Origin of the sequence: Actinoplanes sp. CA-142083 (assembly GCF_050942195.1) — a bacterium.
GTDB lineage: Bacteria > Actinomycetota > Actinomycetes > Mycobacteriales > Micromonosporaceae > Actinoplanes.
Genome location: NZ_CP192076.1, coordinates 8,183,405 through 8,205,359 on the forward strand (window position 1 = coordinate 8,183,405; position 21,955 = coordinate 8,205,359).

22 protein-coding genes are annotated in these 21,955 nt (G+C 70.2%); 13 read left to right on the forward strand and 9 right to left on the reverse strand.

Annotated elements, in window-relative coordinates; translation table 11 throughout:
• Window positions 1–251 precede the first annotated feature (251 nt).
• Window positions 252–1,193, forward strand: a complete 942-nt coding sequence (locus tag ACQPZX_RS37450) for a L,D-transpeptidase (protein WP_433366288.1) — start codon at window positions 252–254, stop codon at window positions 1,191–1,193.
• Here ACQPZX_RS37450 and ACQPZX_RS37455 read toward each other — a convergent pair.
• A complete protein-coding gene (locus tag ACQPZX_RS37455; RefSeq protein ID WP_433366291.1) occupies window positions 1,188–1,835 on the reverse strand; it encodes a hypothetical protein in 648 nt (215 codons plus the stop codon). The genes ACQPZX_RS37450 and ACQPZX_RS37455 overlap by 6 nt on opposite strands.
• Before the next feature lie 35 nt (window positions 1,836–1,870).
• On the opposite strand from ACQPZX_RS37455, the gene ACQPZX_RS37460 reads away from it, so the two are divergent.
• On the forward strand, window positions 1,871–2,089 hold the full coding sequence (locus tag ACQPZX_RS37460; protein ID WP_433385662.1) for a hypothetical protein: 219 nt from the start codon (window positions 1,871–1,873) through the stop codon (window positions 2,087–2,089).
• Here ACQPZX_RS37460 and ACQPZX_RS37465 read toward each other — a convergent pair.
• The 3 genes from ACQPZX_RS37465 to ACQPZX_RS37475 form a co-directional block, all read right to left on the reverse strand.
• Window positions 2,063–3,064: an App1 family protein gene (locus ACQPZX_RS37465; RefSeq protein ID WP_433385665.1), complete on the reverse strand. Its 1,002-nt coding sequence runs from the start codon at window positions 3,062–3,064 to the stop codon at window positions 2,063–2,065. The two genes, ACQPZX_RS37460 and ACQPZX_RS37465, sit on opposite strands and share 27 nt — an antisense overlap.
• A gap of 148 nt (window positions 3,065–3,212) precedes the next feature.
• A complete protein-coding gene (locus ACQPZX_RS37470) occupies window positions 3,213–3,926 on the reverse strand; it encodes a hypothetical protein (protein ID WP_433366294.1) in 714 nt (237 codons plus the stop codon).
• 135 nt (window positions 3,927–4,061) lie between these two features.
• A complete protein-coding gene (locus ACQPZX_RS37475) occupies window positions 4,062–4,421 on the reverse strand; it encodes a hypothetical protein (RefSeq protein WP_433366296.1) in 360 nt (119 codons plus the stop codon).
• A gap of 137 nt (window positions 4,422–4,558) precedes the next feature.
• Between ACQPZX_RS37475 and ACQPZX_RS37480 the strand changes: the two genes are divergently transcribed.
• The 8 genes from ACQPZX_RS37480 (at window position 4,559) to ACQPZX_RS37515 (ending at window position 14,037) form a co-directional block, all read left to right on the forward strand.
• Window positions 4,559–5,350, forward strand: coding sequence for an NAD-dependent protein deacetylase (locus ACQPZX_RS37480; protein WP_433385668.1), 792 nt, complete (start codon window positions 4,559–4,561; stop codon window positions 5,348–5,350).
• 211 nt (window positions 5,351–5,561) lie between these two features.
• The gene (locus tag ACQPZX_RS37485; RefSeq protein WP_433366299.1) at window positions 5,562–6,563 is read left to right on the forward strand and encodes a LacI family DNA-binding transcriptional regulator; all 1,002 of its coding nucleotides are present in this window, start codon (window positions 5,562–5,564) and stop codon (window positions 6,561–6,563) included.
• 167 nt (window positions 6,564–6,730) lie between these two features.
• Window positions 6,731–8,416 carry an ABC transporter substrate-binding protein gene (locus ACQPZX_RS37490; RefSeq protein ID WP_433366302.1) on the forward strand — a complete coding sequence of 562 codons (1,686 nt, stop codon included), beginning with the start codon at window positions 6,731–6,733 and terminating at the stop codon, window positions 8,414–8,416.
• 64 nt (window positions 8,417–8,480) lie between these two features.
• Window positions 8,481–9,527: an ABC transporter ATP-binding protein gene (locus ACQPZX_RS37495; protein ID WP_433366305.1), complete on the forward strand. Its 1,047-nt coding sequence runs from the start codon at window positions 8,481–8,483 to the stop codon at window positions 9,525–9,527.
• On the forward strand, window positions 9,524–10,504 hold the full coding sequence (locus ACQPZX_RS37500; protein ID WP_433366308.1) for an ABC transporter permease: 981 nt from the start codon (window positions 9,524–9,526) through the stop codon (window positions 10,502–10,504). Before ACQPZX_RS37495 ends, ACQPZX_RS37500 begins: the two co-directional genes overlap by 4 nt.
• Window positions 10,505–10,507: 3 nt before the next feature.
• On the forward strand, window positions 10,508–11,560 hold the full coding sequence (locus ACQPZX_RS37505) for an ABC transporter permease (protein WP_433366310.1): 1,053 nt from the start codon (window positions 10,508–10,510) through the stop codon (window positions 11,558–11,560).
• Complete coding sequence (locus tag ACQPZX_RS37510) at window positions 11,560–12,576, forward strand: ABC transporter ATP-binding protein (protein WP_433385671.1); 1,017 nt, start codon at window positions 11,560–11,562, stop codon at window positions 12,574–12,576. The genes ACQPZX_RS37505 and ACQPZX_RS37510 overlap by 1 nt, the downstream gene beginning before the upstream one ends.
• A gap of 66 nt (window positions 12,577–12,642) precedes the next feature.
• Window positions 12,643–14,037, forward strand: coding sequence for a GH1 family beta-glucosidase (locus ACQPZX_RS37515; RefSeq protein ID WP_433366313.1), 1,395 nt, complete (start codon window positions 12,643–12,645; stop codon window positions 14,035–14,037).
• 437 nt (window positions 14,038–14,474) lie between these two features.
• Here ACQPZX_RS37515 and ACQPZX_RS37520 read toward each other — a convergent pair whose 3' ends face one another.
• Complete coding sequence (locus tag ACQPZX_RS37520; protein ID WP_433366316.1) at window positions 14,475–15,704, reverse strand: ROK family protein; 1,230 nt, start codon at window positions 15,702–15,704, stop codon at window positions 14,475–14,477.
• 77 nt (window positions 15,705–15,781) lie between these two features.
• On the opposite strand from ACQPZX_RS37520, the gene ACQPZX_RS37525 reads away from it, so the two are divergent.
• Window positions 15,782–16,603, forward strand: a complete 822-nt coding sequence (locus ACQPZX_RS37525; RefSeq protein WP_433366319.1) for a class I SAM-dependent methyltransferase — start codon at window positions 15,782–15,784, stop codon at window positions 16,601–16,603.
• Here ACQPZX_RS37525 and ACQPZX_RS37530 read toward each other — a convergent pair.
• Entirely contained in the window at window positions 16,600–17,631 is a 1,032-nt protein-coding gene (locus ACQPZX_RS37530) for a LacI family DNA-binding transcriptional regulator (protein ID WP_433366322.1), read from the reverse strand. The genes ACQPZX_RS37525 and ACQPZX_RS37530 overlap by 4 nt on opposite strands.
• Before the next feature lie 37 nt (window positions 17,632–17,668).
• On the opposite strand from ACQPZX_RS37530, the gene ACQPZX_RS37535 reads away from it, so the two are divergent.
• Together ACQPZX_RS37535 and ACQPZX_RS37540 are read left to right on the forward strand one after the other, a co-directional pair.
• Entirely contained in the window at window positions 17,669–18,799 is a 1,131-nt protein-coding gene (locus ACQPZX_RS37535) for an MFS transporter (protein WP_433366325.1), read from the forward strand.
• Between the two features lie 24 nt (window positions 18,800–18,823).
• Entirely contained in the window at window positions 18,824–19,033 is a 210-nt protein-coding gene (locus ACQPZX_RS37540; protein ID WP_433366328.1) for a hypothetical protein, read from the forward strand.
• A 62-nt stretch (window positions 19,034–19,095) separates the two neighbouring features.
• On the opposite strand, the gene ACQPZX_RS37545 is transcribed toward ACQPZX_RS37540, so the two are convergent.
• The 3 genes from ACQPZX_RS37545 to ACQPZX_RS37555 are packed head-to-tail and all read right to left on the reverse strand — an operon-like array spanning window position 19,096 to window position 21,954.
• A complete protein-coding gene (locus ACQPZX_RS37545; RefSeq protein WP_433366331.1) occupies window positions 19,096–19,743 on the reverse strand; it encodes a response regulator in 648 nt (215 codons plus the stop codon).
• Window positions 19,740–21,011 (reverse strand): sensor histidine kinase, encoded by a 1,272-nt coding sequence (locus ACQPZX_RS37550; protein WP_433366334.1) that lies wholly within the window; start codon window positions 21,009–21,011, stop codon window positions 19,740–19,742. Before ACQPZX_RS37550 ends, ACQPZX_RS37545 begins: the two co-directional genes overlap by 4 nt.
• Window positions 21,004–21,954, reverse strand: a complete 951-nt coding sequence (locus tag ACQPZX_RS37555) for a D-alanine--D-alanine ligase family protein (RefSeq protein ID WP_433366337.1) — start codon at window positions 21,952–21,954, stop codon at window positions 21,004–21,006. Before ACQPZX_RS37555 ends, ACQPZX_RS37550 begins: the two co-directional genes overlap by 8 nt.
• Window position 21,955: the final 1 nt, after the last annotated feature.

A 21,955-nucleotide genomic window follows, 5' to 3' on the forward strand; every position in this document is an offset into this window, starting at 1 on the left:
ACCGGAGCCGACAAGTCTTACGAAGGACCCGAAGTCAGTCATCAAGCGGGTCAGACCCCGGCGGGAGGTGCTCACCCACCATCATCTCTGTCATCAAGATTGCGCAGCGCAAGCGAGCCGGACAGTCCGGCGCGCGCGAGCTACCCAGCTCTGATGACCTGCGGTTCGCTCCGAGCGGCAAGTCATCAAGATTGCGCAGCGCAAAGGGACCCGGCTGGCGGGTGAGCGCGGTTCGTAGCATCGTCGCTGTCATGAGAAGTTCTCGTTCGTGGCGGCTTGTGGTGGCCGGGGTCGGCCTCAGCCTGCTCGCGGCCTGCGGTGGGTCCTCGTCCGGCGGCGCCTGGGAAGGTGGGCCGACCGGCGCGGCCGCGCCGGCAAGCCCATCGGCGGCGGCGTCCACGACGCCGGCCGGGAAGCCCGTGCATGTGCGGCTGCTCGAAGGGGACGGGTCGACCTGGGGTGTCGGCATGCCGATCATCGCCTACCTGTCGGCCAAGATCGGGGATGCGCATGCGTTCGCGGCGGCTACGACGGTCACCGTCAACGGGGCGCCGGCGCAGGGGGCCTGGTTCTTCCAGAAGTCGGCGATCTACGCCAAGTATCCGATCGAGGCGCACTACCGCACCGAGAGCTACTGGCCGGCGCACGCCAAGATTCACATGGACCTGGCCGTGAAGGGGCAGCCGGCGGGGCCGGGGCTGGTGTTCGACAACAGTCTGAGTCTCGACATGAGCACCGGCGCCGCCAACATCACGAAGGTGGACGGCAAGGCCGAGCGGATGGTGGTCACCTCGGACGGCAAGCAGGTGTTCAGCTTCCCGGTCTCGCTGGGCAAGGCGAGCACGCCCACGTTCAGCGGCACCAAGGTGGTCATGGAGAAGGTCAAGGTCCAGCGGATGGTGGGCCCCGGATACGACGAGAAGGTGCCGTGGTCGGTGCGGATCACCAACTCGGGCGAGTTCTTCCACGCGGCCAGCTGGAACGGCGGGAACATCGGCCAGCGCAGCACCTCGCACGGGTGCACCAACCTCAACGTGGGCGACGCCCAGAAGTTCTTCGGCTTCGCGCAGGTCGGGGACGTGGCCGTCTTCACCAACACCGGCGGGCCGAAGATGCCCAGCTGGGACGGATACGGCGACTGGAATCTGCCGTGGAGCACGTGGCAGGCGGGCGGCCTTTACAAAACACTATGAGGCGACGTCGACCTCGATCTCGTCGCCGAGCGTGAAGCCGTCGCACAGCGAAAGCTCGTCCCCGCTCCAGAAGCGGCCGGGGTCGTACCAGTTGGGCTGGCGGCCCCGGGGCAACAGGCCCATGTCCTCGTACGTCACGGCGACCACCTCCGCGCAGTAGGCGGTCTCGAGGCCGGCGTCGGACGGACCGCGCTTCCACTTGCGCGGCCGGACCTGCGGCACCCGGCCCCGCACCCACCGCCACGCGAGCTGCGTCGACGACGGGAACGGCGTGCCGTCCAGGCGCGCCACCGTCTTCAGCGCCTTGTCCTCCATGGGACGAGGCACGCCGGGCTCCAGCTGGCGCAGCCAGCCGCGCTGGCCGTAGCGGTGCGCCCACACCGTGACGGCGTCGCGCAGGTCGTGCAGCTGGACGCCGCGCTGGAACGTGCCGGACCACAGGTCGGGCAGCGACTTGCCCAGCTCGGCGTGCCACATGAGCGGCGGCATGTCCTCGATGACCAGGGACATGCCGACGTGATTGACCGGGCTGTTGGTCAGCGTCTGGATCGCCCGGTCGGGGCCGGAGCGGCCACGGAAGATCCAGATGTCACCCGTGCGCGTCAGGTCGAGGGCCTGATCGAGACTGATTGCGGCGTCCACGTGTCTATCCTCGGATGATGCGTTGGTGGAAGGTAGTGGGCTTGGCCGGATTGGCTGGAGTCGCGGCGACCGGAGTCGTCGTGGCCCGCTCGGAGCGCAAGCGCCGGGCATACACCCCCGACGAGGTGCGTGACCGGCTGCACCAGCGGGTCGCCGAGGCGGCTTCTCCCGCGGAGCACGGGTTCTCCGCGCCGTCCGGAGGACCAGGCGTCGGCGGCGGCATGGCCTCAGACGACATCAGTGTCGCGGAGTAGCGACCATAACCCGGCGCCGTCGGGCGCGCTGAACCACGTCTTGCCACCCGAGCCGACCATCTCGGGCGTGCCGGCCGGCCCGGGAACGGCGCCGGCCAGCACCGACTGTGTCGGGGACAGCCGGCGGATCGCCACGGCCGCCACGTTTTCCGGGTGGGCGTGCGCGAACTCGGAGTAGATCTCCTGGTCGTGCTGGCCGTCGTCGCCGATCAGCAGCCACTTGATGTGCGGGAACTCGTCGGCCAGGCGGCGCAGCGTGTTGCGCTTGTGCTCCTGGCCGCTGCGGAACCAGCGATCCGGCGTCGGTCCCCAGTCGGTGAGCAGCAGGGGGCCGGCGGGATAGAGGTGGCGGGAGAGAAAGCGGGTCAGGGTGGGCGCGACGTTCCACGCGCCGGTGGACAGGTAGAACACCGGGGCGCCCGAGTTGGCCGTGATCAGCCGCTCGTAGAGGACCGCCATGCCGGGGACGGCCATGCGGGCGTGCTCGTCGAGGACGAACGTGTTCCACGCCGCGAGCAGCGGGCGCGGCAGCGCGGTGACCATGACCGTGTCGTCGATGTCGGAGATCAGGCCGAAGCGGCAGGCGGGGTCGACCACGCGGATCGGCGCGTCGGCCGGCTGCGCGCCCTCGATGGTCAGGCGCGCCTTGGCCCAGCCGGGCTCGAGGTCGCCCTTGACCCGGCAGTCGACGTAGCCGCTGCGGTCGGTGCGGGTCTCGGTGACCTGGTCGCCGATCTGGATGCGCACCACCGCGTTGCTGACCGGCGAGCTCATGAAGCTGCGCCAGCCGCGCACCTTTTCCAGCTTCTTCCGCGCGTCGCCGCCGCGGGTGAGCACGACGCGGGCCATCACCCGGGCCCAGCCGGGCGCGCCGTACCCCGTGTACGCCGTGATCACCGGGCGCCAGCCGCGGTTGCGCAACCGGCGTTCGACGATCTCGTGGAGGGCGTCCTCCACCACCGCGGCACGGTGCATGCGGACCGCGGGCGGGGAGGCTCCCGCCGGGGACTGCGTCACGCTGGCCTCCTAACCGTCATAAGGTGCGGCGGTCATCCCGTGCGGTTACCGTACCTGCCCGGTATGACACTCGCGGAGTAATGCGTGACCACTCCATTCACGACTTTCAGGCGGCCGCCGGAAGCTCGGCCGTGGTCCACGAGTCGGCCCACCACTGTTCATCGGCGGCCGGTTGCCCGGCGCCCGCGCGCGTGACGGCGGCGGCCGTCTCGAGCCGGAGGCTGCGCAGCGCCTCGGCCGCCGATTCCGCCTCCTGCCAGGCGACACGCTCGTGCTGGAGGGCCTTCTGATACTCCGCCCACCGATGATCGCGCATCGCCTGCCGCAGCGCCGACTCCTGCACCACCGGATGCAGCCGCGGGTTCCAGCCGCGGTGGGCGAAGACGTCGTTCAGCTGGGCGATGGAGATCTGCCGGTTGCGGGCCGCCGCACTCGCAGCGTGATGGAGATAACGCTGACGCTCCGCGTTTTCCCCCGGCTTGCGACGCCGGCTCATCAGCGGGTAGGCGCAGGCCTTCGCGGCCTCGCGGGCGATCTTGTCGGCCGCGTCGAACGCGAGCCAGGCGGCGTCGAGCTCCTGCTGCGCCGCGCTCCAGGCGGATCGGCGGCGCTCGGCCGTCGCGGCGGCGCGCTGGGCGGCCACGGACACCTCGCTCGCAAAGCGGCGGGCGTCGGCATCGGCGTCGTCGACCGGTTCCGGCGCCGGGCGGGTGCGGCGGGCGAGCATGCCGGCCAGGAGGAACACACCGAGCAGCATGAGCACCCAGAGCGCGGCGGCCTGCGGGACGGAGACGAGAAAACTGTCCAAAGCGGTTTCCACGGAACACCTCGCAAAGAGATGGGGATACGCCTAAAACTTCAAAGATTCATTCCGTACGGGTCGACGGGGCGAGTCCTCACGCAGCGGAGTCTTCGGCTGCTGAAGCGGCGGCCGGTCGCGGTGCGTGCGGAGGCGTCAGGCCGTAGGCGGGGCCCGCTGACCGCGGACCCGGAGGACGGCGCCGGCGAGCACGACCGTCAGGGCCGCGACGACAATCGCCGCGGCCGGCTCGGGCAGAGAGGGCGGGGCTATGACCCGTACGGGAGAAGGCGCCGACGCCGAATCACTCACGGTGACCGAAGTCGGCGTCGTAACCGTCGTGATCACCGCCGGTGATGGCGCAGAGATCTCAGGCGCCGCGACCGGACCGGTCAGAGCCAGCGCCAGCAGAGCGAGGCCGGCGAAGAAGCGGAGCAGACGGCGAACGTCCCAGTCACTGCGGCCAAGGAAGCTGGCGACGCAGTGACCGCGAAGCACATTCGCCACAGCCGCCACGGGAACAACCTACCGAATTGGTGTGCAACGTGCACGGGTCGCCGACGTCACGGCCGTGTGACTCGGTCCACCTCGCGAGGGACTATTGCTGGGTGGACCTTCAGGTGGTGGAGCAGGTGGCGACCCTCGGCGAGTGGATGGCCGAGGGTGGCGTTGTGGTGCTGAGCGGCGCGGGACTGTCGACCGACTCCGGGATCCCGGATTACCGCGGCCCGTCCGGCTCGGCCCGGCGGAGCACGCCGATGACCTACCAGACGTTCACCCGCGACCCGATCGCCCGGCGGCGCTACTGGGCGCGCAGCCACCTCGGCTGGCGCACGATCGGCCAGGCCGCGCCCAACGACGGTCACCGGGCCGTGGCTCGGCTGCAGGAGCAGGGCCTGCTCGACGGGATCATCACGCAGAACGTGGACGGGCTGCACCAGGCGGCCGGCGCCCGCGACGTGATCGAGCTGCACGGCAACCTCGCCCGCATCACCTGCCTCGACTGCGGCGCGTTGACGCCGCGCGAGGAGATGGGCGGCCGCCTCGACGCGGTCAATCCGGCCTTCGCGGGGGTGGCGATCGCCTTCAACGCCGACGGCGACGCGGAGCTGGCCGACGAGTCGCTGGACGGATTCACCACGGTGGATTGCCTGGACTGCGGCGGGATGCTCAAGCCGGACGTCGTCTATTTCGGCGAGACCGTGCCGGCCGATCGGGTCCAGCGCAGTTTCGAGCTGGTGGAAAGCGCCCGTACGCTGCTGGTTCTCGGTTCCTCGCTGACCGTGATGTCGGGGCGGCGGTTCGTGCTGCGGGCCGTGAAGCACGGCATCCGAGTGGCGATCGTCAATCGCGGCGTGACGCGTGGAGAGCCGTACGCAAGTCTCCTCATCGATGCCCCATTGGGCATCGTGCTGCCGCACGTGGCCGCCGTCCCCACCGCCTAAATCAGCATTTGTCCGGTCGGTTTCGGCGAGGTTACCGTAGCGATACGCAAATAAAGTTTGTTTCTCATTGACGTGACACGGGCCACTGTCGTTAACTGCCGGAACCGGTCCCGAAACCGGTTCCGCAACCTCCGGGAAATGGACACGCTCCCATCGGTGAACGCGATGGGCGTCCGGGAGAATCGCGGGTATGCGCCGGACAGGAGGACCAGTGCCGATCACCATCGCCGATGTGGCGGCCCGGGCGAAGGTCAGCAAGACGACCGTGTCCCGGGTGCTGAACGGCAAGGGTGAGCTCGACGAGTCGACCGCCGCGCGGGTGCGGGCGGTGATCGACGAGCTCGGTTACGTCCCCAGCTCGCGCGCCGTCGGGCTGGCCCGCGGCCGTACGCGGGTGGTGGGCATGCTCGTGCCGTCGCTGACCTGGCCGTGGATCGGCGAGGTGATCCAGGGCGCGGTGGACGTGCTCGAGACCGAGCGGTACGGCCTGCTGCTGTTCACCTGCAACCGCGGCGAGGAGTCGATGCGCCAGTTCGGCGCCCAGGTGTCGGCGAAATCGTTCGACGGCCTGCTGGTCATCGAGCCCGAGGGCACCCTCGACTACATCTACACGCTGCACCGCCGCGGCCTGGCCGTGGTGCTCATCGACGACCGCGATCAGACCTCGGGCGACATCCCGAGCGTCAGCACCACCAACCACGACGGCGCCGGCTCGGCCGCGCGCCACCTGCTGCAGATCGGCCGCCGCAAGCCGCTGGTCATCACCGGCCCGGAGCGCTTCGGCTGCACCGTCCAGCGCTCCGCCGGCTTCGCGTCGCCGTTCGCCGAGGCCGGCCTCGCCATCCCTCCGGAGCGCGTCTCGCTCGGCGACTTCACGGTCGCCTGCGGCGCCGACGCGGTGAACACCGCGCTGGCGGCCGGCGTCGAGTTCGACTCGGTCTTCGCCCACAACGACCTCTCCGCGCTCGGCGCGATGCAGGCGCTGCTCGACAGTGGCCGCCGCACACCGCAAGACGTAGCGGTGGTCGGCTTCGACGACATCCCGACCGCGGCGCACACCCAGCCGCCGCTCTCCACAGTGCACCAACCGCTGCGCGAGATGGGCGAGGCCGCGGCACGCACGCTGCTCGCCCATTTCGAGGGCACACCCCTGCCCAGCACGCCGACCGTCATCCCTACGACCTTCGTGACCCGCGGCTCCACAGTCGCCTGATTGTTCCGCGGCCGCCGCGCCCCGGCAGCCTCCAGGAAAGTCACCGCGCCCCGGTGACCTGACCAGATAAACACCGCGAGCTCACGGAGCCGGCCGCCAGCCGGCACCGCGATATCGCACGCCCTCGGGCACCCCTCTTCACCCATTTCATCTGAGGAGCATTAGCGATGCAGAGAAGGAAACTGTTCGCGGTCGCCGTGGCGGGCGTGCTCGCCAGCGGCGGTCTTGCCGCGTGCAGCGACTCGCCGAACGCCAACAACGCGAACGCGAACAAGTCGTCGGTCGACTTCCTGAAGATCGGCATGCCGAACGGCACGCAGACCGAGAACCACAACCCGTTCGCCGGCACCTCCTCGGCCAACGCGCTCGGCTACAAGTGGATGATCTACGAGCCCCTGACCCAGTGGAACCCGGTCAAGCCGGCCGACCCGGCCAAGCCGTGGCTCGCCAGCGACGTGAAGTGGGCGGCGGACTACAAGTCGGTGGACGTCACCGTGCGCGACAACGCCACCTGGTCGGACGGGCAGAAGCTGACCGCCGACGACGTCGCGTACACGTTCACGCTGCTCAAGGGCAACGAGGCGCTCAACCAGTACGCGATCCCCTACGACCAGATCACGGTCAACGGGAGCGTCGTGCACCTGACGTTCAAGACGCCGCAGTTCGTCAACCAGAACAAGATCATGGCGAACACCCCGATCGTGCCGAAGCACATCTGGGAGAAGATCGCCGACCCGGCCACCGACATCAACAAGAACCCGATCGGCTCGGGCCCGTACACGCTGAAGTCGTTCACCCAGGGCGGCGTCGTGCTGTCCGTCCGGGACAGCGGCTACTGGCAGGACCTGCCCAAGGTCAAGGAGCTGCGCTACGTGTCCTACGCGGACAACAGCGCGCAGACCACCGCCCTGGCCAACGGCGAGTCCGAGTGGAGCTTCGTCTTCATCCCGAACTACCAGGCCACCTTCGTCTCGAAGGACCCGGCGAACCACAAGATGTGGGCGCCCGGCGTGCTCGGCATCCACGGCCTGTACATCAACACCACGATCAAACCGTTCGACGACGCGAAGCTGCGCCAGGCGATGAACATGGTCATCAACCGGGCGGACATCTTCAACCAGGCCGAGGCCGGCTACTTCCACCCGCAGATCGACAGCGTGACCGGCCTGCCGAACGGCGCCGGAGACGCGTTCGTCGCGCCGGAGTACAAGGACAAGAAGCTCACCCCGGACGTGGCGGGCGCCAAGGCTTTGCTGCAGGGCGCGGGCTACAAGCTGAACGGCACCACGCTGACCGACCCGTCCGGCAAGCCGGTCAAGATCACCCTGACCGACCCGGCGCCGTGGTCCGACTACCAGACCACGCTGGAGATCATCAAGACCAACCTGGCCGAGATCGGCATCGCGGCCACGGTCGACAAGGCCAACCAGGACAAGTGGGACCAGAACGTCCAGAAGGGCGACTTCCAGGCCACGATGCGGTGGACGAACGGCGGCGCGACGCCGTACGACATCTACCAGACCGTCATGGACGGCGACATGCTCAAGCCGATCGGCACCGCCGCTCAGCAGGGCAACTTCGGACGGTTCAAGTCGCCCGAGGCGACCGCCGCGCTCAAGGCGTACGCGAACGCCACCAGCGACGCCGACCGCACCACCGCGATGAACCAGATCCAGAAGATCTTCGTGGAGCAGGCCCCGATGCTGCCGGTCGGCTCCGACAACGTCGGCGGCTTCTACAGCACGAAGAACTGGACCGGCTGGCCGGGCGACGCCGACCCGTACGCGGGCATGCAGCCCACCCAGCCGTACGCGCTCGACGTCGTCCTGCACCTCAAGCCCGCCAACTCCTGATCGCACCACGCCGCTCCCCTGATTTCGGTCAGGGGAGCGGCGCCCCACCTTCGAAGGAAGTGGCATGACGTCGGTTCAAGACGCCAAGGCCCCGGCGGACGAAGTGGTGCTCGAGGCTGTCGGCCTGACGAAGCACTTTCCCGTACGCCGGAAACTGCGTGACCTCTTCACGCGGACGCATGACGCGGTGCACGCCGTCGATGATGTGCACCTGACCCTGCGGCGCGGCAAAGTCGTCGCGCTCGTCGGCGAATCGGGCTCCGGAAAGTCCACAGTGGCCCGGCTGCTCGCCCAGCTCTATCCGCGCACCGCCGGCGACATCACGCTGCACGGCGAGTCGACCCGGGTGAAGGGCGGCCGCGCGTTCCGCGCCTACGCCAGCCGGGTACAGATGATCTTCCAGGATCCGTTCGCCTCGCTGAACCCGATCCACACGATCCGCTACCACCTGACGCGGGCGCTGCGGATCCATCACAACGAGGGCGACGACCTGGAGGCGGCGCTGGCCGAGCTGCTGACCCGGGTGAGCCTCACGCCGCCCGAGCGCTACCTCGACAAGTTCCCGCACGAGCTCTCCGGCGGCCAGCGCCAGCGCGTCGCGATCGCCCGCGCGCTCGGCGCCCAGCCCGAGGCCCTGCTCGCCGACGAGCCGGTGTCCATGTTGGACGTGTCGATCCGCCTCGGCGTGCTGAACCTGTTGCGCGACCTCAAGGAACGCCTCAACCTCGCGATCCTGTACATCACCCACGACATCGCGTCGGCCCGCTACTTCGCCGACGAGACACTCGTGATGTACGCGGGCCGGATGGTCGAGGGCGGCGACAGCGAGACCGTCACGCAGACGCCCGCGCACCCGTACACCCGGCTGCTGATCGACTCGGCGCCGGACCCGGACCGGCTCACCGGCGACGTCGACCCGCTCGAGGAGGACAAGGGCAACGGCGAGCCGCCGAGCCTGATCCACCCGCCGACGGGATGCCGCTTCCACCCGCGCTGCCCGGCCGCGATGCCGCGCTGCTCGACCGACCTTCCCGTACGCCTCGAGATCGGCGACAAGCCGGGCCACTGGGCCGCGTGCTGGCTGTATGACACTGCTGAGGTGGCCAAGTGAGGTATTTCCTCCAGCGCATCGCGTTCTACCTCTTCACGGTCTGGGCCGCGATCACCATCAACTTCTTCATCCCCCGGCTGGTGCCCGGCGACCCGGTCCAGTCGCTGATCACGAAGTACCAGGGCCAGCTCTCCACCAAGTCGATCCAGTCGCTCTACGTCCTTTTCGGACTCGACAAGAACCAGAGCCTCTGGGACCAGTACATCGACTACTGGAAGCAGCTGCTCCACGGCGACCTCGGCCTGTCGTTCACCTTCTTCCCGGCTCCGGTCTCCCAGGTCATCGGCCAGGCACTGCCGTGGACCGTCCTGCTCGTCGGCATCACCACCGTCATCAGCTTCACGCTCGGCACCGGGCTGGGCGTGCTCGCCGGCTGGCGGCGCGGCTCCTGGGCCGACAGCCTGCTGCCGGTCACCACGTTCTTCTCGTCGGTGCCGTACTTCTGGCTCGGCATCATCGCGATCTACCTGCTCGCCGGGCCGGACAGCTTCTTCCCGTCCTCGGGCGGCTTCGACTCGGGCCTGGTGCCCGCCTGGGACCAGTACTTCATCCCGAGCGCGATCCAGCACAGCCTGCTGCCGGCGCTGACGATCCTGATCTCCTCGGTCAGCGGCTGGATCCTCGGCATGCGCAACATGATGGTGACGGTGGCCTCCGAGGACTACATCACCGTCGCGCACGCCAAGGGCCTGCCCGAGCGGCGGGTGGCGCTGTCGTACGCGGCCCGCAACGCGCTGCTGCCGAGCATCTCCGGCTTCGCGCTGGCGCTCGGCTTCATCGTCGGCGGCACGCTCCTCGTGGAGATCGTCTTCTCCTACCCCGGGCTCGGCTTCACGCTGCTGCAGGCGGTGGGCGCCAAGGACTATCCGCTCATGCAGGGCATCTTCCTGATCATCACGATCGCGGTGCTGCTGGCGAATCTGCTGGCCGACGTCGCCTACCTCCTCCTCGACCCGCGCACCCGCAAGGAGGGCTGAGCGATGACGATTCCCACCTCCAGCATCGAGCAGGTCATCCCGGGTCAGGGCTCGATGGCCCAGCCGGAGAGCCCGAAGCCGGGCAAGGTCAAGCGGCAGCGGTTCCGATTCGTGCGCAACCGCAAGGCGGCCGCCGGCCTCATCATCCTGGCCGTCTACGTGCTGCTCGCGATCATCGGGCCGTGGATCGCGCCGTACGACCCGAGCGCGCGCAGCAACGACCTGGTGCAGGGCCCGTCGGCCGCGCACTGGTTCGGCACCACCCACCTCGGTCAGGACATCTTCAGCCAGATCCTGGTCGGCGCCCGCAGCGTCGTGTACGTCGGCTTCCTGGCCGGCATCATCGCGACCGTGCTGAGCGTGCTGATCGGCGTCACGGCCGGCTACCTCGGCGGCAAGACCGACGACACGCTGTCGGTGCTCACCAACGTCATCCTGGTCATCCCCGCGGTGCCCCTGATGATCATCATCACCTCGACGCTGAACAACGTCAGCGACACCCTGATCGCGGTCATCATCGGCCTCACCAGCTGGTCGTGGAACGCCCGGGTGCTGCGCGCGCAGACGCTGTCGCTGCGCCGGCGGGACTTCGTCGAGGCGTCCCGCGCGTCCGGCGAGCGCACCTGGCGGATCATCGGCTTCGAGCTGCTGCCGAACCTCACCGCGGTGATCGCGTCGGGCTTCGTCGGCACGGTCATCTTCGCGGTGCTCTCCGAGATCACCCTGGCCTTCATCGGCGTCGTCAACAACGGCTGGAACTGGGGCACGATCCTGTTCTGGGCGCAGGGCCAGCAGGCGCTCGGCCAGGACGCGTGGTGGTGGTTCGTGCCGGCCGGCCTCGCGATCGCGCTGCTCGGCATGTCGCTCTCGCTGATCAACTTCGGCATCGACGAGTTCGTCAGCCCGCGCCTGCGCAGCGCCGGCAAGACCAAGGTGAAGACGACCTCGGGCCGGACCGTGCGGATGCGGATCGGCTTCACCCCGGTGCTCTCCAGCGCGCCGATCATCGAGGAGCCGGCGCGGCTGGCCACCCCCGTGGCTAGAGAGGCCAAGTGATGGAACCGGTACTCGAGATTCGCAACCTCAACGTCGACTACGGGCTCGGCGATCGCGCTGTGCACGCCGTACGCGATGTGAGTTTGACCTTGCACAAGGGTGAGGTCCTCGGGCTCGCCGGCGAGAGCGGGTCGGGGAAGTCGACACTCGCCTACGGCATGACCCGGCTGCTGCCGCCGCCCGGAGTCATCACCGGCGGCGAGGTCGTCTACCACCCCGCCGAGGGCCCGGCCTACGACGTTCTGTCGCTGAGCGACCGCGCGCTGCGGCAGTACCGCTGGGACCAGACGGCGATCGTGTTCCAGGGCGCGATGAACTCGCTCAACCCGGTGCACAAGATCTCGACGCAGCTGACCGATGTGCTGCAGGCCCACGAGCCGAAGATGACCGAGCACAGCCGCAACGCCCGGGCCCGCGAGATGCTCAAGCTCGTCGGCATCTCGCCCGACCGGATGGACGCCTACCCGCACCAGCTGTCGGGCGGCATGCGGCAGCGCGTGATGATCGGCATGGCGCTGATTCTGCAGCCGCAGGTGGTCATCATGGACGAGCCGACCACCGCGCTCGACGTGGTGATGCAGCGGCAGATCCTCGGGCAGCTGATCGACCTGCGCGAACGGCTCGGCTTCTCGGTCATCTTCATCACGCACGACCTGTCGCTGCTGGTCGAGTTCTCGAACCGGATCGCGATCATGTACGGCGGCCGGATCGTCGAGGAGGCGCCGGCGGCCACGATCTATCGGGACGCTCTGCACCCGTACTCGAAAGGCCTGTTGAGCTCTTTCCCGGCCCTGCGCGGTCCCCGGCGTGAGCTCGCCGGCATCCCCGGCTCCCCGCCGGACCTGGCGGGCATGCCCACAGGATGCTCGTTCCATCCCCGTTGCCCCAAGGCATTCGAGCCCTGCTCCACCGTCATCCCGGTGCTCGGCCGTCCGGACACCCCGGATGGAGCCGGCCGTTCCGTCGCGTGCTGGCTTCATCCGGCCGAGCAGCCCGCCTCGATTTCCGCGGGCTAGCTCAGCAGGGGCCGGTCCTTCACCGCTTGAGGACCGGCCCCTTCCCTATCCCCACTCTGGAGAGACATGAACCCCACCACCACCGCTGTCCCCCTCGCCACCGGCCTGCCGACCACATTTCAGTGGGGCGTCGCGACATCCGCGTACCAGATCGAGGGCGCCGCCGCCGAGGACGGCCGCACACCGTCCATCTGGGACACGTTCTGCCGTAAGCCCGGCGCCGTGCACAACGCCGACAATGGCGACGTGGCGTGCGATCACTACCACCGGATGCCCGCCGACGTGGCGCTGATCAAATCGCTGGGCGTGGACTCCTACCGGTTCTCGATCTCGTGGCCGCGGGTGCAGCCGGGCGGGCGCGGACCGGTGAACCCGGCCGGGCTCGCGTTCTACGACCGGCTCGTGGACGAGTTGCTGGCCAACGGGATCGACCCGTGGGTGACGCTCTACCACTGGGACCTGCCGCAGGAGCTCGAAGACGCCGGCGGCTGGCCGAACCGGGACACGGCGTACCGCTTCGCCGACTATGCGGCGCTGGTCTTCGAGCGCCTCCAGGACCGGGTGGCGACGTTCACGACACTGAACGAGCCGTGGTGCTCGGCGTGGCTGGGCTACAACGTCGGGGTGCACGCGCCCGGGCGGCAGAACTTCGACGACTCGATCAGCGCGGTGCACCACCTGCTGCTCGGGCACGGGCTCGCCACCCAGCGGATGCGGGCGCTCGAGACGCGGCCGCACACGTACGGCATCACGCTGAACATGGGCACGGCCGACCCGCTGACCGACAGCCACGAGGACCGCGAGGCCACCCGGCGCGCGGACGGGATGGGGCTGCGGATCTACCTCGACCCGCTGCGGTACGGCCGGTACCCCGCGGACATCGTCGAGGATCTCGCGGCTCGCGGGTCGGCGTTCCCGGTCCAGGACGGCGACCTCGCGATCATCTCGGAGCCGTTCGAGGTGCTCGGCGTCAACTTCTACTTCGGGCAGGACTTCGCCGGCACGGACGAGGCGGGCAACACGCACGACGCCGCGGGCGAGCCCGTGGTGCGGGCCGTGCTGCCGGACACGCCGCGGACCGCGATGAACTGGCCCATCACTCCTTCACGATTCACTCAGCTGCTGGTGCGCTTGCACCAGGACTACCCGGGTATGCCGCTTGTCGTGACCGAGAACGGCGCCGCCTTCGTCGACAACCCCGACGCTTCGGGCTTTGTCGCCGACGACGCGCGCACCGCCTATCTGTCCTCGCACATCGCCGCCGTTGCCGACGCTCGTGCACAGGGCGCCGACGTGCGCGGGTATTTCGCCTGGTCCCTCATGGACAACTTCGAGTGGGCCGAGGGTTACGCCAAGCGTTTCGGCATCGTCCACGTCGATTACGAGACCCAGACGCGTACGCCCAAGCAGAGCGCCCTCTGGTTCCGCGACACGATCGCCCACACCCGATCGGCGCAGTGATACCCCGCCGGCGGCTCCGCGGATCACCCCCGGGGCCGTCGGCGGCCACCACCCCGCACTGCCCGCACTCCGCCCGGCCCCGCCACACTGCCTCAGACCTTGATAACTTCCGGTTCGCCCAGCGCAGCAACTCATCAACACCGCCCACACCGCCCCGCACCGCACCCGCCGGCCGCGCCCGTGCCCCCCGCCGCGCCAGCCGCCCGTGCCCGCCGCCGGGATCTTGATAACTTCCGGTTCGCGGCGCACAGCAACTCATCAGAGCCGACGGGCTCTCGCCCACGGCGCAGAAATTAAGCGCACATATCGGAAATGTCGGGCCTGGGCGTGCCGGACTCTGAGCGCGCGAACCCCGCGCGACGCGGGCCCACTGCGCTGAGCCAGCGGCGGGTGCGCGGGGTCAGCGGCGGCGCGGGGCCAGCGGCGGCGGCGCTGGGTCAGCGGCGGGTGCGCTCGTTCGGGCGGCGTGATCGGGGCGGGAGGGCCATCATCGGCTCCTCCGGCTCGGGCAAACCGCCCTCGGCCAGCAACTGGGCGATGGGCAGCGTCGCCGCCCCCATGGCCACCGCGTCCGGCCCCAGCGTGCACAGGTCGATGCTCGTCTGGCTGTAGGGGCGGCGCAGCGCGTGCCGGGCCGCCGCCTCGCGGATCTCGGGCAGGAAGCGCTCGCCGAAATGTGCGCCCGCCACCCCGCCGAGCACGATGCGCTCGGGGCTGAACAGGTTGATCAGGTCGGCGATGCCGGCGCCCAGGTAGCCGGCCGTCTCGGCGAAGACCGGCTCGGCCTCGGGGGGCGTGTCGGTCAGCATCGCGTCCACCAGGTCGGGGGTGTCGGGACGCCCGGTCGCGGCCGCCAGCCGGCGGGAGATTCCGCCGGCGCCGACGTACGCCTCGAGGCATCCGCGGGCGCCGCAGCGGCACAGCTCACCGTCGTACACCAGGGTGGTGTGACCCCACTCGCCCGCGTTGCTGTTGGCGCCCCGATAACCGCGGCCGTCCATCACCACGGCCGCGCCCACGCCCGTACCGATCATGATGATGACCGCGTGGCGTGCGCCGCGCGCCGAGCCGAACCACATCTCGGCCTGGCCGAAGGTCTTGGCGCCGTTCTCCACGAAGATCGGCACGCTCGTGCCGGCCCGCAGCATGGCGCCGAGCGGCACCGCGTCCCACCCCGTCGACTGCGAGTCGACCACGCCGTCCTGGTCGACCACGCCGGGGACGCCCACGCCGTACCCGAGAACGTCCTTGCTCTGCACTCCGGCCTCGGCGATCACCGTGGCCAGGCCGGCCAGCAACTGCTCGGCCACCTGCGCGGGATCGTCGTCGTGCTCGAGCTCGACCGCCGCCAGCCGGGCCATCGACAGGTCGTAGAGCTCGACCAGCACCCGGGTCTCGGCCACGTCGGCGCCCACCACGTAGCGGAAGCCGGGCCGCACCCGCAGCAGCACCCGCGGGCGGCCGCCGTCCGAGCCGACGAGGCCGGCCTCCTCGACCAGGCCCTCCTCGAGCATCTCGCCGATCAGGTTGCTGACACTGGCCTGGCTCAGCGCCGTGGTCGCGGCCAGCTGCTGGCGGCTCTGCAGGCCGCCGTGGAACAGGTCGGTGAGCAGGCTGGACCGGTTGGCCCGGCGCACGTCTCGCACCGTCGTACGCCTGCTCTCCAACCTCGCGCCTCCCTCACCTGCTGCACCTGACCCGAAACTCTACGGCGCTTCGCCCCCGGGGCGTCTATGGTGCCCCCGTGACCGACTATCGGGACGTCAATCTGAGCCATTGGAACGAGCGCGCCGCCGCCCACGCCGCGTCGCCGGGCTATCCGGTGGCCGCCCTCGTGTCCGATCCGGCGGCGCTCAGCGAGGTCGTGGCCTTCGACCGGTCGCTGCTGGGTTCCCTGGTGGGTCAGCGCGGGATCCACCTGCAGTGTCACATCGGTACGGACACGGTGTCGCTGTCGCGGCTCGGCGCGACGATGACCGGACTGGACTTTTCGGACAAATCGCTCGATGAAGCGCGAGACATCGCCGCACGATCCGGCGCCGACGTCCGATTTGTCCAAGCGGATGTGTACGACGCGCTCGAAGTCGCAGGCGACGGCTACGACTTCGTCTACACCGGCGTGGGGGCCCTCTGCTGGCTGCCCGACGTCGCGCGCTGGGCCCGGGTGGTCGCGTCGCTCCTGAAGCCCGGCGGCCGGCTGTTCCTCCGCGAGGGACACCCGATGCTGTGGTCGCTCGACGATGAGAACCCCGACGCCCTTGTCGTGAGATATCCATATTTCGAGCGAGCCGAGCCGATGGTCTTCACCTCCGACGGCTCCTACGTCGAGACCGACATCGAGCTGCGCGGCAGCACCACCCACGAGTGGAACCACGGCCTCGGCGAGCTGATCACCGCGATCCTCGACGCCGGGATGACGGTGACCGGCCTGGTCGAGCACCGATCGGTGCCGTGGGAGGCGCTGCCGGGCCGCATGCACATGCTCCCGACCGGCGAGTGGGTCCTCGACGAGGAGCCCGACCGGCTGCCGTTGACCTACACCCTCCAGGCGGTCCGCCCGGCCTAGCGGGTGCTGGTCCTCTCGACGAGCGACCACGGCGCCGGCCCTCCGGGCGGGCCGTCGCCCAGCGCCACGCGAGCGCACGCGGCCCCCTGATCGCGCAGCGACTGGGCAATGGTGGTCAGCCCGAGGGGCGCGGCCACCGCGGCATCGTCCCATCCGGTGACCGCCAGGTCGCGAGGAACGGCAAGCCCGGCGGCGCGGGCCGCCCGCAGAACGCCGGCCGCCTGCTGGTCGCTCATCGCCGCGATCGCGTCGGGCGGCTCGGCGGAGGCCAGCAACGCGGCCGCGGCCCGCTCGGCTTCCGCCATGGCGTTGGTCGCGCACACCGCGACGGGCACGCCCCGCCAGTCGAAGCCCGCGTCCTCGGCCGCCTGGCGATAGCCTTCCAACCGCTCGCGCGTCACCGGGAACAGCACCTCGGCGAGGTCCGCGCCGCGGGTGATCGCGCCGGCCCGGTCGCGGGAGAGCGGAAAGCTGACCACCGCCGGCCGCCGCGCGCCGGCGAAGGCGGCCGCGCCGATCGCCCGGGCCGCCGCCTGGTTGTCGATGCTCACCAGGCCCACGCCGTCGACCGCCGGTCCACCGTGGACGACCGCGGGCCGGCGCGTCGCCCGCACCGCCGCGAGCACCGGGTCGTCGTCGGCGGTGGTCCAGACGACGAAGCCGTCGACGGCGGCGTTCCGCACGCGCGCGACGTCGTCGGGAGCCCCCGTGATCGGCAGGATGGTCATGCCGAATCCGCGCCCGGCGCACACCTCGGCGACCCCGGCCAGGAAGGACACCGCCTCCGGGTCATCGAACGCGTACGTGAGGTGCTCGCCCAGCACCACCCCGATGGTCTGCGTGCTGCCGCGTCGCAGCGACCGGGCGCTCGGGTCGGGCCCCGCGAATCCCAGCTGGGCGGCCGCCGCCAGCACCCGCGCCCGGGTCTCCGCGGCGACTCGTCCCGGCCGGCTGTACGTGTACGACGCGGTCATCACCGACACGCCCGCCAGCTCGGCCACCTGCGCGAGGGTCGCCCTCTTCGTCACCGTGCCACTCTAGCCTGGGCTGTGTAACGTTAAACAGATGAGAAGGGCCTTCGCCGCGTTCGGGGCGTTCGGGGCGTTCTGGGGCGTCTGGGGCGGCGCGGTCCCCCGGGTTCAGCAGCAGGCCGGCATCGGCGACGGTCAACTGGGCTTTGCGCTGCTCTTCATCGGTGCCGGCGCCCTGCCGGCAATGCTGCTCGCGGGCCGCGCGCTCGACCGCTGGGGCCTGCGATTCTCCGCCTGGGCCGTCGGCGCGCTCGGCCTGGCCGGCGCCGGGCTGGCGCTGACCGCCGTGAACCTCCCGAGCCTGTGCGCCGGCCTGGCCGTGGTCGGCGCCACCAGCGGCGCGGCCGACGTGGCCCAGAACGCGGTCGCCGGCCGGGCCGAAGCCGTGGCGGGCCGCCCGGTCATCACCCGCGCGCACGGCATCTTCTCCACCATGGTCGTGCTGGGCAGTCTCGCCAGCGGCCTGACCTCGTCGTTGCCGCTGGTGGCGCCGTTCGCCGGGGTGGCCGTCCTCGCCCTGACAGCGGCCGCCGCGCTACCCCACGGCGGCGATCAAGACAGGGGCGCTCCGGCCCCTGCCCCCCGGGGCCCCATCGCTCCCCTGCTGCTCATCGGGACGCTGGGCGCGCTCGCGTTCGCCAGTGAGAACGCGCACCAGAGCTGGAGCGCGGTCTTCGCCCACGACGTGCTGCACTCGACGGTCGGCACCAGCGCGATCGCGCCGGCTGTCTTCGCGGGCACCGTCGCGATCACGCGGTTCGCCGCGGGCGGGCTGCGGCCGCCGTACGCCCGGATCGTGCTCCTCGCCGGCGCGGCCCTCGCCGCCCTCGGGGCCGTCGTCATCGCCCTGTCCCCCACGCTGCCGGTTGCGGCGCTGGGCCTGGTGGTGGCCGCCGCCGGCACCGCCGTGCTGTTCCCGACCCTGGTCGGGATCGTCTCGCGCGACGTCGACGAGTCCCACCGGGGTCGCGCCACGTCGGTGGTCACGACCGTCTCCTACCTCGGCTTCATCGTCGGGCCGGTCTACGTCGGACTGTGCGCGGAAGCGATCGGGCTGCGCGGCGCCATGCTCGCGGTCGCCGCCCTCGGCGTGGTGCTGGCCGCCCTCACTCCCACGTTGCTGCGTCCGTTTAGAGATCGACCCGGGCGGGGTATCCCGCGGTAATCCCCACGACCGAGGAGACCCCCGATGCGCACAGGTTCGATCGGCGCAGCCATCGTGATCATCTGGCTGCTGCTGGGCAGCGTGGCCGCCTACCAGCGCGGCTATTTCAAGGACACCGGCGACACCAGTTGCGCCGAGGCCGGCACGGTCATGGTGACGATCGTGGCCGGACCTCTGAACTGGCTGGGCGTAAACCCGAAGATCAAGTGCGACATCCCCGAGCCGAGCAAATAAATCCCCCACGCCAGCCGGGCGGCGGCGACAGGACCCACCACCTCTCGCCGTCGCCCCCTTTCTCAGAGCAGCCCATGCTCATGGGCGAACACCACGATCTGCACCCGATCCCGCAGCGACAACTTCCGCAGGATCGCGCCCACGTGGGTCTTCACAGTGGACTCCCCAGCGAAGATCTCGGCGGCGATCTCAGCGTTCGACAGCCCCCGGGCCACCGCGCGAAAGACCATCCGCTCCTTCTCGGTGAGCGACAGGTAGGCGTCCGGCACCGGCGCCCGCGCCGCGAACTGCGTCTCCAGCAACGCCGTCAGGTCGGTCGGCGCGAGCACGGCGTTCCCCGCGTGCACGCTGCGGACCGCATCGGCCAGCTGCGCGGGCGTGGTGTCCTTCAGCAGGAAGCCGCTCGCGCCGTACCGGATCGCCGTGGCCGCCCGATCGTCCAGGTTGAACGTCGTCAGAACCAGGACCCGCACCGGACGCGGACGCGGCGTCGCATAGATCAACCGCGTCGCCTCCACGCCATCCATCCCCGGCATGCGCAGATCCATCAAGACAACATCAGGATCAAGATCATCGACCAGGCGTACGGCGTCCCGCCCGTCCCCCGCCTCCCCGACGACCCGGATGCCCTCCTGCGCGTTGAGGATCACCACGACGCCGGCCCGGAACAACTCCTGGTCGTCGACGACCAGCACCCCGATGTCGCTCATGCCGCTGGAATCCGCGCCGTCGCCACGAAGACGTCCTCGCGGCGCTCGATCCACAGGTCTCCCCCGACCGCCGCGAGGCGCTCCCGCATGCCGTCCACACCGGAACCCTTGCTCTCGGCGCCCGCGCCCGCCGCGTTGCGCACCTCGATGATCAACGCGCCCGCCGCCCACGACCGCCGCACGATCACTGGGCTGTCCCGCCGGCCGTGCCGGATCGCGTTGGTCAGCATCTCCTGCAGCACCCGGTAGGCCACGACCTGCCGCGCTTCCCCCAGCGCCAGCGGCGTCCCATCCTGCCCCGACACCACCTCATGGCCGCTGGCCCGCAGGTTGCCGATCAGCTTCTCCAGGCCGTCGGACGTCGCCGGCATGCCTTCCCGGGTCGTCGTCAGCACGCCTTCTCGAGTCGAGGACAGCACGTCGTCCCGGGTCGCTGACGGCACGTCATCACGGGTCGCCGGCAGCCCGTCGTCCCGAGTCGCCGACAGCACGTCGCGCACCTCCCGCAGCGACGTCCGGGCCGAGGTCGCGATCGTCGCGAGGGCCGACTTGAGCGCCGCCGGATTCTCATCCGGCAGGTACTGGCCCGACTCGGCCTGGGCCAGGATCACCGCCAGCGAATGCCCGACGACATCGTGCACGTCCCGGGCCAGCCGGGTCTGCGCGTCCCGGATCCGGGCGGTCTCCTCGGCCCGCGCGCGCTCCCGGGCCGCCTGGTCCACCTCGTCGCGGGCCCGGTCGGCGGTGCGCAGCGCGACGCCGGCCAGCCAGGGCGCGCCGAGCACCGCCATGAACACCAGGGCCACGCCGATCTGCCAGCCGATGCCGAGCCCGCGCACGGCGTTGGCGATCAGGTCCGCCGAGCTGACCGGCAGGTTGATCCGTACGCCGAGGAACTGGAACAGGAACACCGCGACCGCCGAACCCGCCGGGATCGACACCCCGCTCGCCCAGAGCGTCGCCCAGCCGCCCCAGCGAGCGACACCGAACGCGACCCCCAGCACGGCGACCTGCGTGAACACGACCGGGGTCCCGGTGAGGACCTGGCATATCGGGATCAGCCAGGCGAGCGTCAGCGAGAGCCACGGCGCCCGGCGAACCAGCGCGATCGCCATGGCGGTGCCGAGGACGACCAGCCAGTACAGGACGCGCCAGCCCGGGCTGCCCAGCCACGGCTGCGTCTCGTACTCGACCAGGCCCAGGAAGAGGACGGCGACCGCGGCCATCGCCTCGCCCAGGCCCGGCAACCGATGTGGCTGATCACCCATGCCCACACGCTAGGCCGATCAGCGTGTCGAGCAGTCGTGGGTACGGCATTCCGGCGGCCGCGAACATCCTCGGGACCTGCGAGTGCGCGGTGAAGCCCGGCATCGTGTTCACCTCGTTGAGCACTGTGCCTTCCTCGGTGACGAAGAAGTCGAACCGCGCCACACCCCGGCAGCCGAGCGCTTCGTACATGGCCGTTGCGGCTTCCTCGATCGCCCTGGTCGCGGCCGGCTCGATCGGGGCCGGGATCAGGAACTTGGTCGCCTCCCCGCCGTACTTGGCCGCGTAGTCGAAGAACCCGCCGTCAGTGATGATCTCAAGCGTCGGGCTCGCCACGATTTTGTCCGGATTTTTCAGGATAGCGATGTCTATCTCGCGGCCCTTGATGACCTGCTCGACCAGGATGCGATCGTCATGGCGCAGCGCCTCCGCCATCGCCGCGTCGAGGTCCTCGGGCCGGCTCACCAGCGTCACCCCGAGGCTCGACCCGGCCGCCACCGGCTTGACCACCACGGGCGCGCTCCAGGTGTAGTCCGCCGCAGTGCGCGCCGTCAGCAGCCGCCCCGGCGCCACGGCAATCCCCAGATCCTGGGCGATCAGTTTGGTCACCCATTTGTCCATCGCCAACGCTCCGGGCCGCAGACCCGAGCCGACGTACGGGACATCCGCAAGCTCCAGCAACGCGGCGAGCGTGCCGTCCTCCCCGCGGGGCCCGTGCACGATCGGGAGCGCGACATCGCAGCCTTGAAGCATTTCCACGGCAGCCGCGAGCCCGATGACTTCACCGGCCGCGTCCAGCCAGGTGCCGTCCCGCCCAATAGTGAGACCAACGATTTCGTACGCGCCCGGGTCGAGCGCCCCCACCACAGCCGCCGCCGACGCCAGCGACACGTCATGCTCACCGTTGGCGCCGCCCCCGATGACAGCCACCCGAATCCGCGACATG